The sequence below is a fragment of the Fimbriimonadaceae bacterium genome (assembly GCA_019638775.1).
In the GTDB taxonomy this organism is placed as follows: domain Bacteria; phylum Armatimonadota; class Fimbriimonadia; order Fimbriimonadales; family Fimbriimonadaceae; genus JAHBTD01.
In genome coordinates this window covers 118470-133492 of record JAHBTD010000003.1, presented here as the reverse complement: position 1 = coordinate 133492, position 15023 = coordinate 118470, and the positions used below count along the sequence as shown (strand labels likewise).

Below are 15023 nucleotides of genomic sequence, written 5' to 3'. Positions count from 1 at the left end.
GCAGGAGCTATGTTTACAGGAATCATCCAAACCGTCGGGGTCATTCGCGAAATTGATGCCCCAAAGCTCCTTATAGACGTCCCTAACGATGTCTGGGACGACCCTTACAGGCTGGGGGAGAGCATCTCGGTCAACGGCTGCTGCCTAACGCTCGCAGACTTCGACCAGGGGCTCAACTTCCACCTCAGCGAAGAGACACTTGCTCGGACCACCCTTCACAGCATCCAAGCAGGCGATAGGGTCAACGTCGAACGTGCAATGCGCCCCACGGACCGCTTTGGCGGGCACATCGTTCTTGGCCATGTCGATACCATCGGCGAACTTCTGAGCATGCACGACGAGGGTGAATCGCACGTGTTCCGGTTTGAAGCCCCGCAAGGCTACGGAAAGTACCTTGTGGATAAGGGGTCCATCACCATAGATGGTATCTCCTTGACAGTAGTGCGTCCATTTGCCGGTGCGTTCGATGTATGGGTCATCCCCATCACCTATGAACACACGAATTTGTCCGTCCGTCAGCCTGGCGATAAGGTGAACTTTGAGTTCGACGTGATCGCCAAGCACGTCGAAAGGCTGATCGGCGTGCATCATTCCGGGTGATGTTGGATGTAAAGATTGTAAGGAATAAGGGTTGTAAGGCCCTCTTGCCGTTATTGTACGGGAACATCAAAACGTGAGCGTGTTCAGGCTCCCGACCTGACTTGACAGTCGTGTTCCTACCACCGCCGGACACGCCTACAGTCTGCGGCAAGACGAGTCAACGGGAGCAGTATTAAGAATAGTAGACGGAAACTCGGACGACTCCTGCGCCTTACAATCCTTACCCCTTACAACCTTTACAGCTTCAGTCCTTCAACAACTGCCGCAGAACGTATTGCAGAATTCCGCCGTGCCGGTAGTACTGGCATTCCTGGGGAGTGTCAATTCGCGCCAAGGCTCGGAACGTCTTGACCATTCCTCTCTCGTCTGTGGCCCGCACATCAAGTAACTTGCTTTCGTGGAAGTGGTGGGCAATACCATCGCTCAATCCAAGCACAGAGAACTCCTCTTGCCCGGTGAGTCCGAGCGAAGCGATGCTGTCGCCAGCCTCGAACTGGAGTGGGAGAATCCCCATCCCCACCAGATTCGAGCGGTGAATCCGCTCAAAACTCTCAGCGATGACGCATTTGATGCCGAGCAGATACGGCCCCTTTGCCGCCCAGTCCCGGCTTGAGCCTGTTCCGTACTCTTTTCCGGCAAGAACGATCAGTCCAACCCCGTCCTCTTGATACTTCTCTGAGGCGTCGAAGATCGACATCACTTCACCGGTGGGCAGATAAGTCGTCCATTCGCCTTCCGTTCCGGGAGCGAGCTGATTCTTTAATCGGATGTTGGCAAAGGTGCCCCTCACCATCACCTCATGATTGCCGCGTCTCGAACCGTAGCTGTTGAACAGCCTCTTTTCAATGCCGTGCTCTTCCAGATACAACCCAGCCGGCGAAGAGCCCTTGATGCTGCCAGCCGGAGAGATGTGATCGGTGGTGATCGAGTCGCCCAAAATCGCCAAAACCTTCATCGCATTCAGGTCGGCAACCACATCAGGAGCCGTTTTTGGCATCCCATCAAAGTAAGGCGCGCGCTTAATGTAGGTGGATTTCGGGTCCCAACCGTAGCGGTCAGAAGAGCCCGCATCAAGTGCATTCCACTTCTCGTCGCCCTTAAAAACGTCTGCGTAGTTCTTGCGGAACATGTCGGTCATGCCGCACTTGTGGATTGTTTCGGCAATCTCGTGCTGCGAAGGCCAAATGTCGCGTAGGAACACGTCGTTGCCGTCCTTGTCTTTGCCGAGCGAATCTTGGGTGAGGTCAATGTCGATGGTTCCAACAAGCGCATAAGCGACGACAAGAGGAGGCGACATCAGGTAGTTCGCCTTGACGTCGGCATGGACGCGGCCTTCGAAGTTACGGTTGCCACTTAGGACTGAGACCGCAACAAGGTTTTTCTCGTTGATCGCCTTGCTGATCTCTTCAGGCAGCGGACCGGAGTTCCCGATACAGGTCGTGCAGCCATAGCCAACGGTAAAGAAATTTAGCTTCTCAAGATACGGCAGGAGGCCAGAATCGGTCAGGTAGTTGGTGACAACTCGCGAACCGGGGGCCAAACTCGTCTTGACCCAAGGCTTCACATCAAGACCTTTTTCGACCGCTTTCTTCGCCAGCAGCCCGGCGGCGACCATCACCGACGGGTTTGACGTATTCGTACAACTTGTGATCGCGGCAATGACGACCGCTCCATCACGCAGATCGCCAGCAACGGCATTGGCTTCGTCTTCAGGCTTTTCCAAGACTGCGGTTGCAGCGCCAGCCATTGGCAACGGCATCTTCGTGCTGCGTCCCGCCATAACTGGCTCGAATGTCTTCTTAAAAGCCGGTCCGGCATCCTGCAAGGCAAGACGATCTTGCGGGCGCTTGGGTCCGGCAACGCTTGGCACGACCGTGCCGAGATCTAGGCTGAGGACATCCGTGTACTCCGGCTCGCCATCGGCTGTATTGTGCCAGAGCCCCTGCTCTTTGCAGTACGCCTCGACCATTTTTACATGCTCTTCCGGACGGCCGGTCATGCGCAGATACTTGATCGTCTCTTCGTCGACCGGGAAGAAGCCCATCGTTGCGCCGTATTCGGGAGCCATGTTCGCGATGGTCGCGCGGTCCGCCACCGGGAGCCCAGTGAGGCCCGCGCCAAAGAACTCGACGAACTTGCCGACAACGCCCTTATTGCGGAGCATTTCGGTGACTACAAGGACGAGGTCCGTCGCAGTTGTTCCTTCCCGAAGTGTGCCCGTTAACTTAAATCCGATGACGTGCGGGATGAGCATGCTCACCGGCTGGCCAAGCATCGCGGCCTCTGCCTCAATGCCGCCGACGCCCCAGCCCAGCACGCCCAAACCGTTGACCATTGTGGTGTGCGAGTCGGTCCCCACCAATGTATCGGGATAGGCGTATCCTGGCGTGCCGTCGGTCATCACCACTCGGGCGAGATATTCGATATTCACCTGGTGGACGATGCCGGTGTTCGGGGGCACGGCCTTAAAGTTGTGCAGGGCGTTCTGACCCCACTTCAAAAACTTGTAGCGCTCCTCATTGCGCTCAAACTCAAGGTCGCGGTTGATCAAAATCGCCGCTTCAGTGCCGTATTGATCGACCTGAACGCTGTGATCAATGACCAGCTCAACGGGGTTCAGCGGGTTGATTTTTTGAGGATCGCCGCCGAGCTCCGCCATCGCATCGCGCATAGCGGCAAGATCGACAACGCAAGGGACACCGGTGAAGTCTTGGAGGAGCGTTCGGGCTGGCGTAAAAGCGATCTCCTTGCTGGGGTCTGCTTTGGGGTCCCAAGTCGCCAACGCCTCGATATCTTCGTCTGCCACCGTGCCGGTCTCTTGGTTTCGGAGCAGATTCTCCAAAAGCACCCTTAGGGAGAACGGGAGCCGCCTCAAGTTGTGGCCTCGGTCCGCTACGGCAGCGAGTCGAAAAATGGTGTAAGTTTGGCCGTCGACGGTCCAGTTGGCTTTGGCGTTAAAACTGTTCATACGTAAGGGGCTCCGAGACCCCTCCGCCGAGCGAAAAACTGCACTCATCGAAGAGGCGCTATTGGTTAGATTGTACCTTTGCGAGGGATACTTCTCTAAGGCCGAATTGAGCGTAACCAAATGCGCGTTCGGCTCGTACTGATTGTCGGACGGGGAAGCGTGAACCACGAGAACGAAACGAACCCAGAATATGGAGCTCTTCTTGCAGAAGAGATGTCGCAAGAAGAGCTACGCGTTTTGCTCAAACGCCTCGGTGAACAGGAGTTCGGCGATCCCAACCCGACCATCGGTGCAGTTATGGAAGCAACGGGCGCAGATGCACTTACCGTTTCGAAAATGCTGCAAGGAGTCCGAAATGATCAACTCGAAGAGAAGATCAGGCGTGCATTTGAGCAAAGAGATAGGCGAGTAGACCAACTTGAGGCGCGAACAAAAACTCTCGAAACGGATGTCGGTTCCCTTAAGCAAGTTGTTGGGGATAGATCGTATATCAGTGCGCCACCTATCATCGCACAAGTGTATGAGCCTGCAAGTTTCAGCCAGTGGGAAGTGGAGAATAAACGCGCCAGTGACATGCAAGACATCGTTAAGTATGAGGTCTTGCCTCATGTCATCCTTCTTGTGCTTCTCGTGTCCATGATCTTTGGATTCAGTTTGCTTAACAGCAGGTAGCGATAGAGCAGAATCTTAACCCCGACTATCTGGCGCTTCTCTCCGAGGAGATGTCACAGGAGGAGCTTCGAATCCTGCTCAAACGCCTCGGCGAGCAGGAGTTCGGTGACCCCAACCCAACCATCGGCGCTGTGGTTAAAGCGACTGGAGCGGATGCACTCACGGTTTCGAAAATCCTGCGGGCAATTCGCTCAGAATCTCTCGATGCGAAGGTAGATAGAGCTTTTCGACCGCGTGATAAGAAAATCGAGCAGTTGGAAGCACGCACAGGAGGACTCGAGGTACGCACTGAAAGCATCGAGGGGCACTTAGACAAATCTACGCAAAATGGACCATCGCTGGAACCTGGTGCAGAAACGATATTGTAAGACCCGGAGTCGCGGGAGATACTGACTACATACATTGATCGCGAAAAACAAAGAAAAAGATATGAGCCATTCTCGATCGTATTCGCGGGAATCTTTCTGCTCATCACTTTTGGCCTACTCGCAAGTCAATGCAATCCCAGCTACCAAATGCCCTCTCCTAAGTTAACCATCTCCTCAATTGAAACGGATGATGGCGGCAAGCTTCAGGTCGATAGCGCTGGAGGTATGTATTACATCTCAAAAGATGGCAAGAAGAGCCCGCCTCGGAACGAGGCTGAACGCTCTCTATGTTCCGGATTACTTATGCAGATGGTTCGCGGGCAACAATCCGGTAAGTGATGACGCGATGATTGAGCAACAATCCAGCCCCGAATATCTGGCGCTTCTCGCCGAGGAGATGTCACAGGAGGAGCTTCGAATCCTGCTCAAACGCCTCGGCGAGCAGGAGTTCGGCGAACCTAATCCAACCATCGGCGCTGTGGTTGAAGCGACTGGAGCGGATGCGCTTACTGTTTCGAAGATGCTGCGGGCAATCCGAAACGAGAACTTAGATGAAAAGATCGAAAAAGCACTTGGCCCACGAGATCAAAAAATTGAAAATTTGCAGGCCCGGACACATCGCGTGGAACAGAAAGTCGAGAGCATGTCAAAGCAACCTCCACAAACAACTGCCTCAACTAAGAAACTCAGCTTAAGTGATCGCAGACGACGCGAATACATTGACGAGATGATTGACAAGGAGGAGCGCGAGAGAATTAGTACTTTTATCATCTTGGCCTTCGTCGTTCCTCTTGTTCTGCTTCTCTGGGCCGCAGCGTCGTGCAGGTCATAGCCATAAGCTAAGTGAGTGATCGTCAGGTCCAACTCACACGGAGCGCACATTTTTGTACAGTACGCTGACGCAGAAATGGGGCATCTTCAAAAGTGGATAGGCACACCAGTACGAAATGACAGTGCTCGTAGTGAAAGGAGAATTGGGGCGGCTGATGGGTCTCGAACCCACGACCTCCTCAGCCACAGTGAGGCGCTCTAACCCCTGAGCTACAACCGCCGTTTGGACACCCATTGTTGATGATCGGACTCGAAAATGTCAATTAGTCAGGGCTATAGGCTGTGCTGGAGCGATTCTTACCGCCCCTGAACTGAACGCTCAATAATAAGCCGACAAAGCCTCCGCCGACTCTTGTTCTGCCTCTTCACGGTCTCTACCGAACCCGTACCAGAACAGAAACCAACAAACCGCCGAGGCAGAGGCGAAAGCGATTTTTGCCGTATCGGGAACACGTGGATTGAAGCTGAAGAACCCCTCTATAGGCGCGGCAATGTACATCATCAGCACGCCGGTTGCCAGGAGCACGATGGCGTCCTTACCCGCCGCCAGCAACGCCTCACCACGCCGACGACGGCCGGGAAACAATAACGTCCAGCCCATCAGGAGGCCTGTTCCACCTGCCACAAAAATGCCGCTAAGTTCGGTCACTCCGTGCGGGCTCACGCTGATAAATAGGTGGCCCACATGCCCAACCCCCGTAAGCTCATGAGCCAAAGCCCCGAACTGGGCTCCGGTCATGTACAAGATGTACACAGACGCCACACCAAAAGTGACCGCTGCGGAAGACCCCGCGATCAACGACACCCGTGGATTGTTCGAGGCGTAAAAGCCAGACATCCCTGCGCTGTCCTCAAAACTCCGCTCGTCAAACTTGCCGGTCTTCCAAGCGTCAAAGTTGGCCTCATCACCGGGAGAGATGAAGTAGGGGCGAGTCTCGGGCTTGAATTGCATGCTGCCATAGCTAAAAAAGCCCGAAGCTACAAAGATCAAAAAGCTCGCAAAGATGAATCGAAAGTGTTTGCGAAAGGTAATCGCAATCGTCGCTAAACCATCGCCGAGCGATTTGCGGATGCCACGACTTCGAGGCCTGTAGATGGTGCCGTAAGCGCGACCACACAGATCGTTCAGGAATTCAATAAGCTCCAAGTTCGTGGACTTCGTCCGTGCAAGCGCAAGGTCCGCTGATACACGTTTATACAGCCTGACGAACTCTTTGATCTCGTCAGGTGTGAGTTGCTTGGGGCTGACGTCCGCCTTCGCAGTGAGCATATGCAGCCGCTGCCAGTCGGGCTCCCGTTTGTGGACGAATTGAATCTCGTTCATCGCCGTAAATCGCTCGCGATAGCTTACTTGATACTAAAACGGTTCAGGTTGGGTAAATTCACCCCTTCCAGGTCGTCACCCCTTTCTTGTGCCACATGAGTGACCGTAGGCAAGTGTAGGCCGCCAGAGTGCATGTGATCGGAATGAATGGAAAGAGCCACCATGGACCGCGCACAATGCTGTCCGTAATGAACTTGGATGCCACCAGCATCCCAATCAAAAAGTAAAGCCAAGGCAAGGGTGTGAACAGCCAGCCCCAGCCGACGGCTAGAAAACAGAACGCTAGCCACACAGTTCCTACAGTTGAGCCTGTGATCTGATAAGTGTTCTTGGACATCCCATCCAGCGCCTCGCGATAGGTCTCATACATCTCCACTTGCAGGGTTTGGCTCAAGTCGACAATCTCTACCCGTCGACCTTCTTTTGCCATAAGTCGCCCAATCAGAACATCCTCAAGCACTTTGTCTCGAAGCCGCTCGTTTGGATTCACCTCAAAATAGGTGGGGGAATGCCACAGCCCAAACTGTCCATTCGTAAACTTCGCGTGCCCAATGCCCGACCGCGAAACGAGTCCAAACGGGCTCATCGCAAGCAGAACCCAGGGCACCCAACTCAGATAAAGCGGCTCAATCCCTGCCCCAGGGAGCATGGTCGGGAAGCCCGAGATCATCTTCGCCCGACCTCCAAGGTTCTCAATGAGCCAGTTCAGATGGCTCGTAAAGCTCGGAAGCGGCAACGTATCGGCATCCAGAAAAAGGAACCACTCAAACGGACTATCCTCGGCGGCGACTTTAGCTAACTCATGGCAAGCTCGGTTTTTGCCGGTCCAGCCTTCGGGCAGCGGCTCGCGAGGCTGAATCACTTTGGCGCCAAGCTCACGAGCTACCCTCGCCGTTTCATCCTCTGATTCATCGTCAAAAACGTATACGGAAACGCCCTGCTCGATCAGTCGTGGCAACAGTCGCCGAAGGTTAGCCTCTTCGTTACGTGCAGGGATGAGGACGGAAAATCGGGGTTCGATGGTAGGAGATTGTCCTGGCTTGCGCATCAAGAGCCGGTTTGTCGCGGCTATGCCAAGCAAATAGGCATAAACAACCGCAAGCGCCCACGCCAACCACATAGCGACCATGGTACTCGGGCGTTGGCTAAATTTCGTTGCCCGTGCAATCACCAGGTCGAAAGCGGGTAAACCCTGGATTGTCTGAGGGCCCTATGGATTTACTAACCCGCAAAGAGTTTCTAATCTCTTCGTTGCTCGCCGCTACGTCGGCGGCTATGCCTGCAACACAAGAGAACCAGACTCCAAACCCAACCGACATCACCGTCGATGATCTCAAAGTCTACGAAAAAATGATCGGCATTACGTTCACCGACGAGGAGCGCCAGTCGATCCTAAATGATGTAAGACGGGCTCGTGCAAGCATGAATGCAATGCGCCGAACGGAGATTCCGTACACCGTTGAACCGGCTCTCATCCAAACGCCTCTCGGTGGTGGCACACAAGCCGGAGCGAAGATCAGCGCAAAGCCAACCCGGGCGAAGAAGCTCGATCTCAAGTCCATGTCCGACGAAGACATCGCCTTTTCTTCGGTGCGCGAGTTGGGAGAACTCGTCCGCACCAAACAGCTTTCACCAGTTAGGCTCACCGAGATTTACCTCGCCAGACTGAAAGAGTACGGGCCAAAGCTCCTCAACGTCATCTCGCTCCTCGAAGACCGTGCCAGGGCATCTGCCAAACAAGCCGAGGCGGAGATCAAAGCCGGAAAATACCGTGGCCCCTTGCACGGACTTCCTTACGCCCTCAAAGACCTCTTCGCCACCAAAGGCGACCTCACAACATGGGGAGCCGGACCCTACAAAGACCAGAAGTTTGATTACGATGCGGAGGTCGTGAACCGGCTGGAAAAGGCAGGAGCTATTCTCATCATGAAGTCGAGTCTCGGCGCACTCGCAATGAACGATGTATGGTTCGGTGGCAAGACCAAAAACCCGTGGAATCCGGCTCGAGGCTCCAGCGGTTCGAGCGCCGGGTCTGCGTCTTCGACCGCAGCTGGGCTGGTCGCCTTCTCTATAGGAACCGAAACTTACGGCAGTATCTTGAGCCCATCGAACGAGTGCCGGGTAACCGGCCTGCGCCCGAGCTATGGTCGCGTCAGCCGAGCCGGAGGCATGGCTTTGAGCTGGACCATGGACAAGGTTGGCCCGATATGCCGAGAGGTCGAGGACTGTGCCCTTGTCCTCGGCGCGATCGCCGGCTCCGATCCGAATGACCCTTCTGCCGTAGATCGCCCGTATTCCTGGCCCAAAACCATCGATCCCAAAAAGGTCAAGCTTGGCGTCCTATCTCGCAAAGGCAGCGATGGGAAGCCCAACCCCCTTGACGAGAACGATGCCGCGATCAAGATTCTGCGCGAGTGCGGATTCGATCCCAAGCCTGTCTCGATCACGGCAATGGGGCCAGGAATCGACATGATCATCAACGTTGAGTGCGCCAGCGCATTCGACGAGCTGACGCGCTCGCAAAGGATCTATGACCTGAAAGACTCGGCATGGCCCGGCATCTTCAGAGCGGCACGTTATGTTCCGGCGGTCGAGTATGTGCAGGCCCAACGCTTGCGACGGATGTTTATGGACCAGTTCGACCAAGAGTTCGGAGATTTCGACGCCGTCATGGGAACCGGCATAGGTCAAAACCTCATTCAAACCAACTACACTGGACATCCGCAAATCCTCATCCCATTCGGAGATGACGGCAAAGGCATTTCGGTGAGTCGCAGCTTCGTGGGAAGGTTGTATCAGGAAGACATGCTGTGTGCAATCACCAAGGTTTTTCAGGATAAAGCCGGGTTCCTGAGCAGGCGACCAGACCTAAGCAAGCTCTGAACCTGGGGTAGCTTTTATTCGTGGCGAGTTTCGGGCCTGTAGCGCCGTTCTATGACGATCTGATGCGGCAGGTTCCGTATCGGATGTGGGTGGGCTATTATCTCCTCCTGCTGAGCATCCAGGACGTCAAGCCAAAACGGATGCTTGATGTTTGTTGCGGCACAGGAACGCTGTGCGAAATGCTCACGAACGAGAACTTCCAGCTTGAAGGCTTTGACCTGAGCGCCGAGATGATTGAGCAAGCTCGACGCAAAGCCGCGCACAAAGGCCTCAACATTCGATACGAAGTTATGGACGCGGCAGTTGCCGACATGGGCAAGCAGTACGATGCCGCATTCTCGTTCTTCGACAGTCTCAATTACATTTACGATCCGGTGCAGCTGCGCAAAGCCATCATCCAAGTCGGGAAGCACATCCGACCCGGCGGATCGTTCATCTTCGATGTCAATACGGAATTTGCATTCACGGAGAACATGTTCGATCAGCGCGAGCTTAGCAAGAGGGCAAAAGTTCGGTATGACTGGAAATCTCAGTACGACAAAGTCACAAAGATTGTGAAGGTAGACATGACCTTTTGGTATCAGGGTGAGCCGTATTATGAGACTCACATCCAGCGAGCCTACAGCGACGCTGAGCTTAGGGGCATGCTATACGAAGCGGGCTTCGAAAAGGTGCAGGCGTACCATTCGTATACACTCGAAAAGCCACGAAAAAACAGCGACAGGCTGCACTATACAGCGATCAAGACTTGATCTCAGCGCCTAATACGGAGGCGTTGACAGCTTCACAGCATCTCCAAAAAAACAATCCAAAATCTAAAATCCGACGGTTGGGTGTAAAGTGTCTTCATGCGACGTGTACCTGCGATCTGCATCACTTCACTCATTTTCATTGGCGGGCTCTCCGCCCTCATCTCTGCGCAACAGCGCCTCCCAGATATGCCCCGATACGACCGATACCAAAACCTCAACAAGTGGATTTCCGAGACTTATAAGGCAGGCAATGTTGCCGTCACATGGAACGAAGACGGAACCTTCTTCACCTTCCGAAAGGACGACAAACTCTACCGTTTCGACGTGGCAACGAAGGCCGTCACCGAAACCGAGAAAGCCGCAAGCTCAGGCCGTCCAACCGGACGAAATGGCCGCAATCTAGGGCAGAGAGATCGCGGGCGGCAGTTTGCTGTTGCCTATTCCGCAGATGGAGAATGGACGGCAAAGTACAAGGATCGCAATCTGTATCTCGCCAATAAGGCTGGTATCGAAACCCAGATCACCACCGACGGAAGTGTCGAGAACCGCATCAAGAATGCGGTTGCAAGCTGGGTGTACGGCGAAGAGCTCAACGTCACCGAGGCGATGTGGTTCTCGCCGGACAGTAAAAAGCTCGCATTCTACAGGTTCGATGAAAGCGAAGTTCAAGATTACTTCTTGGCGATGAGCGTGACGAAGGTGCAGAACGCGCTTGACGTTGAAGCGTATCCCAAGGCGGGAGCGCCCAATCCCAAGGCTGAGATCATCATGTATGACCTCGCCACCAAGAAGTTCACCAAGATCGACAAGGACTTCGATAGTGGAGCTGGCCCAGACCTCGGACACTACGTTTATGCCGTTCGCTGGTCGCCCGATGGGAAGGAACTCCTTTTCAATCGCACCAATCGCAAGCAGAACACGATGGAGTTTTGTGCTGCGAACCCCGATACGGGTAAGTGCCGCGTCATCGTCCGTGAAACCCAGCCGCAAAGCTGGACCGACAACTCCCCCTCGATCACCTGGCTGGACCCCCAGCCTGGCAAACCTCAGCGATTCATCTGGGTATCCGAACGCAACGGATTTGACAACTACTACATGGGCGACATGAGCGGAGCGCCACTCAAGCCGATCACACAACACAAGTTCGAAGTCGGTGGGATCGTCCGTGTGGACGAAAAGGGTGGAGTGCTTTTCTACAACGCCCGCAGCGCACCGAACCCCTATCTCATGCAGCTTCACCGGATCGGCCTTGACGGTAAGAACGACAAACGTCTGACCGATCCGACGATGAGCCATCAGGTCAGCCTTCAGCCCGGCGGCGAGTTCTTCGTTGACTCGATGCAAAATATGTCGTCGCCACCTAAAACCGTCGTGTGTGATTCGAGTGGGAAAGTGCTTCATGTGCTCAGCGAGAGCGATATCTCGGAGTTTGCCAAGCGCGGCTTTAAGCCCGCTCAACGCTTCAAGTTCATGGCGAACGACGGCAAGACCGAACTATATGGCAAGTATTGGCTCCCATCCGACTTCGACCCTAAACAGAAGTATCCGATGTTGCTCACAACGTACGCAGGCCCCGATTCCGGCGGGGGTACCGAAAGATTCGAAACACCGCCGTCAACAACGGAATTTGGCTTTGTCGTCGTGTCGATCGACGGACGGGGTACCCAGGGACGAGGCAAGGCTTTCAAAGACGCCCTGTACGGCAAGCTTGGCATCGTTGAGATCGACGATCAGGCCAGTGGAATGATGGCGATGAGCGAGCAGTTTCCGTGGGCGGATGGCAAGCGAGTTGGGGTTTATGGCACGTCGTACGGCGGCTACACGACCGTGATGTGTCTTCTCCGCTATCCAGATGTCTTCCACGTGGGCGTCGCAAGCTCTGCCGTCACCGCTTGGTACAACTACGACACGATTTACACTGAGCGTTATCAGGGCCTTCCTTGGGAGAATGAGAACAAGGCAGGCTATGAGGCCGGTTCAGCGATGACCTATACAAACAACCTGAAAGGCCGCCTGCTGCTGTTTTATGGAACAGCAGATAACAATGTCCACCCATCAAATTCGTATCAGCTTGCGAAGGAGCTGCGCCGAGCCAACAAGAGCTTCGATATGATGGCAGGCCCCGATGAGGGGCATGCGTTTGTGGGGACAGGAAAGATGCTTGAATACTTCGTCGAGAACCTAATCTTCAGCACACCAAAGGCTGACGCGAAGGAGTTCAAAGCGATGTGGAAAGCGGCGAAGAAGAAGTGAGCGCCTGTATCGTGGTGAGCTTTAGCCCGCCTACGCCGTAGGCAGCCTAACGAACTCGTCCCATCGCGCCAGGATGCACATCAATCTCGCTAAGGCTTTTCATCGCCTTGGTCCAGAGCCGGTCGAAACCTTCGACCAATGGCCTAGCAAGGTCCTGGCTGCGAATGAGCAGCGATGCAAACCGCTGCTCCGGCAAGAACGGATGGTCCAAGGCGAGGATGACAGTCTCCCCATCGATCACGTGAAAGGGGTGCCCCAATAGACCGGCATACCGAACACCCGTCAGCGCAGAAATGTCATTTCGGTTCTCCTTCAAGAAGGCGATCAGCTCCCCGGCATCACGATGCGTGAATCCAAAAACAACACGATGGCGCACACCACGGTCGGCAGCGTTGCGTGTGATTCGTCGCAAAATATTGAATCCTCGATCCTTTGAGGCGCTGATCGTTTGAAGGTCGTTCTTCTCCATGTACGAAACGACCTCCCGCCGAGCGGTAGCCAAGTGCGCCAAGTGCCGCCGAACATGGCTTTCTGAGCCCAATGCAAGGTCGGCAAACATCGGTCCTGCCTTCGCCTTCGACGCTACGTCGTCCAAGGCCTCTCGCAATGCCTGCATCTCCCCCTCAAACTGCCTCGTGCGTTCGTGCGCCAGCTCAATGAGACGAGCGATCACTTGGTCCACAGACATTGCTGCATAAAGTTTTGGCCTTGTTGGCTGAATCTCAACCAGGTGCATCGAAGCCAGTTTCTCCATTGCAGAGTAGATTTTTGAAGTCGGAATGTCACCATTCTCGCAGAGTTTTGCCGCGTCGGCAATCCCTTCGTGCAGAAGCGTGATGAGCGCACGGCGTTCATATTGAGTCAACCCAGCCTCTTCTAAGGCTGAAAAGCCATCGGCAATCATTATTTCTATTTTCTACTCCAATTAGTAGTTGAATTGCCTCTTTTGATCATCAAAACTATAGCGGTAATCGGCTCTGCACGATAAACAGAACCGACGAAGGAGACAAACAATGAGTACCGCAACCACATTTGATCCGGTAGCCGAAGTCTGCGGCAGACTGGAATTCGCGCGAAAGCGCTTTCTTGAGGACCTTGAATCCATGCCCGCTGGCATGTTGAGCAAGGATAACGGCGGAAAATCCCGCAATCCTTACGATCTCACGTACGAACTCATCGGAATGCATTCGATGTTTACAAATTTGCTGCAGCAGAGAAAGGGGGAAATCGAGGGTCCAAATGGCTGGGTGAAAGCTCCGACCGAGTTTCAAAACAAAGAGAAGGCTGCTAGCGCCTTTGACGACGCGCTGATTTCATTCGTCGATGCCCTGCACAACTATAAGGGTGATGCCATTTCCGACGAGTTCGAATCGCCGTTCGGACCGTTCACTCCGCTTGGAATGGCGAACCTGTCCGTGTGGCATATCATGTACCATTCAGGACAGTTGAACTACATCCAGACGTTGCACGGCGACGACGACTTTCACTGGAGGCCGTGAGCGGCATTCCCAAACTTTTTAGAGGAAAACAAAACGATGAGTGAAAACACAAATGCGCAGATTATGCCGATGCTCCAGGTCGATTCCGTTGATCAGGCGCGGGCGTTCTATGTCGATGTCCTGGGATTCGATCATTACATGGGCATTGTTGCCGAAGATGGGCAACTTGACTTCGTTTCGGTACACCTCGGAGGCGGCAAGATCATGCTGACCCGTGCCGAGAAGCCACTCAATGGAGCGACGCCACCGGTGCAGCTTTACTTCCAGGTGGCCGACGTCAACGCCTACCACGAAACTATCAAGGCGAAAGGCATTGAAGTCTCTCCACTGGAAGACATGTGGTGGGGAGATCGCCTGTTCATCGTCACCGACCCGTCCGGCTACAAGCTCTGGTTCTATCAGACAGTGGCCGAACCAGCCCCGCCGGAAGGCATGAAGATCGTTTGATCTGCACTTATCCACGGCCTCCTTTGTCGAGGCCGTGGCCACTGCAAACTTGGGACAATAATGCATTCGGACTTAGAATTGGTGGAACATCTGCGCGACTTACTTGTTGGGCGGCCCGGCCTTATCGAGAAGAAGATGTTTGGCGGAGCTTGCTTCCACCTGAATGGCAATATCTGCTGCGGAGTGTACAAGTCTTGGCTCATCGCCAGGGTGGGGTTAGAGGCCGCCGCAAGGCTTCTCCAGGAGCCCGGTTGCACTCCAATGGACATTACAGGCAAGCCGATGAGGGGCTGGGTGAAGTTGGAGAAGGAGCAGTGGCAGAACCCAGCTATACGAGAACGGTACGTGGATCGGAGCTTTGAGTTTGTTTCCACTCTTCCGTCGAAGTAACCCGCCGGATTAGACTCCACAACGAGGCGCAACACT

14 protein-coding genes and 1 tRNA gene are annotated in these 15023 nt (G+C 54.3%); 10 read left to right on the top strand and 5 right to left on the bottom strand.

Translation table 11 applies throughout. The annotated features are described in order from the left end of the window. Positions 1-9: 9 nt before the first annotated feature. Positions 10-600 carry a riboflavin synthase gene (locus KF784_12230; GenBank protein MBX3119827.1) on the top strand — a complete coding sequence of 197 codons (591 nt, stop codon included), beginning with the start codon at positions 10-12 and terminating at the stop codon, positions 598-600. A gap of 244 nt (positions 601-844) precedes the next feature. Here the strand turns inward: KF784_12230 and acnA are convergent, their stop codons facing one another. Continuing rightward, positions 845-3568, bottom strand: coding sequence for an aconitate hydratase AcnA (acnA, locus tag KF784_12225; protein MBX3119826.1), 2724 nt, complete (start codon positions 3566-3568; stop codon positions 845-847). Positions 3569-3727: 159 nt separating this feature from the next. Here acnA and KF784_12220 point away from each other — a divergent pair, with 159 nt between their 5' ends. From KF784_12220 to KF784_12210, 3 genes are all read left to right on the top strand, one after another. After that, on the top strand, positions 3728-4240 hold the full coding sequence (locus tag KF784_12220; GenBank protein MBX3119825.1) for a hypothetical protein: 513 nt from the start codon (positions 3728-3730) through the stop codon (positions 4238-4240). 50 nt (positions 4241-4290) lie between these two features. After that, positions 4291-4608: a hypothetical protein gene (locus tag KF784_12215; GenBank protein MBX3119824.1), complete on the top strand. Its 318-nt coding sequence runs from the start codon at positions 4291-4293 to the stop codon at positions 4606-4608. A gap of 244 nt (positions 4609-4852) precedes the next feature. Next, on the top strand, positions 4853-5440 hold the full coding sequence (locus tag KF784_12210) for a hypothetical protein (GenBank protein ID MBX3119823.1): 588 nt from the start codon (positions 4853-4855) through the stop codon (positions 5438-5440). 143 nt (positions 5441-5583) lie between these two features. Here the strand turns inward: KF784_12210 and KF784_12205 are convergent. The 3 genes from KF784_12205 to KF784_12195 form a co-directional block, all read right to left on the bottom strand. Continuing rightward, a tRNA-His gene (locus KF784_12205) sits at positions 5584-5659 on the bottom strand. A gap of 99 nt (positions 5660-5758) precedes the next feature. Next, positions 5759-6763: a stage II sporulation protein M gene (locus tag KF784_12200; protein MBX3119822.1), complete on the bottom strand. Its 1005-nt coding sequence runs from the start codon at positions 6761-6763 to the stop codon at positions 5759-5761. 58 nt (positions 6764-6821) lie between these two features. Beyond that, positions 6822-7883, bottom strand: a complete 1062-nt coding sequence (locus tag KF784_12195; protein ID MBX3119821.1) for a glycosyltransferase family 2 protein — start codon at positions 7881-7883, stop codon at positions 6822-6824. Positions 7884-7975: 92 nt separating this feature from the next. Between KF784_12195 and KF784_12190 the strand changes: the two genes are divergently transcribed. The 3 genes from KF784_12190 to KF784_12180 all read left to right on the top strand — a co-directional run bounded on the left by KF784_12190 (position 7976) and on the right by KF784_12180 (position 12651). Continuing rightward, complete coding sequence (locus KF784_12190; GenBank protein ID MBX3119820.1) at positions 7976-9646, top strand: amidase; 1671 nt, start codon at positions 7976-7978, stop codon at positions 9644-9646. A gap of 20 nt (positions 9647-9666) precedes the next feature. Then, complete coding sequence (locus KF784_12185) at positions 9667-10398, top strand: class I SAM-dependent methyltransferase (GenBank protein MBX3119819.1); 732 nt, start codon at positions 9667-9669, stop codon at positions 10396-10398. Between the two features lie 96 nt (positions 10399-10494). Next, the gene (locus KF784_12180) at positions 10495-12651 is read left to right on the top strand and encodes a DPP IV N-terminal domain-containing protein (protein ID MBX3119818.1); all 2157 of its coding nucleotides are present in this window, start codon (positions 10495-10497) and stop codon (positions 12649-12651) included. Positions 12652-12697: 46 nt separating this feature from the next. Here the strand turns inward: KF784_12180 and KF784_12175 are convergent, their stop codons facing one another. After that, on the bottom strand, positions 12698-13555 hold the full coding sequence (locus KF784_12175) for a hypothetical protein (GenBank protein MBX3119817.1): 858 nt from the start codon (positions 13553-13555) through the stop codon (positions 12698-12700). A 109-nt stretch (positions 13556-13664) separates the two neighbouring features. Here KF784_12175 and KF784_12170 point away from each other — a divergent pair, with 109 nt between their 5' ends. Genes KF784_12170 through KF784_12160 form a run of 3 tightly spaced genes read left to right on the top strand, consistent with a single transcriptional unit; the run spans position 13665 to position 14987 of the window. After that, complete coding sequence (locus KF784_12170) at positions 13665-14150, top strand: hypothetical protein (protein MBX3119816.1); 486 nt, start codon at positions 13665-13667, stop codon at positions 14148-14150. A gap of 36 nt (positions 14151-14186) precedes the next feature. Further along, a complete protein-coding gene (locus KF784_12165; protein MBX3119815.1) occupies positions 14187-14597 on the top strand; it encodes a VOC family protein in 411 nt (136 codons plus the stop codon). 60 nt (positions 14598-14657) lie between these two features. After that, complete coding sequence (locus KF784_12160) at positions 14658-14987, top strand: TfoX/Sxy family protein (GenBank protein ID MBX3119814.1); 330 nt, start codon at positions 14658-14660, stop codon at positions 14985-14987. Positions 14988-15023: the final 36 nt, after the last annotated feature.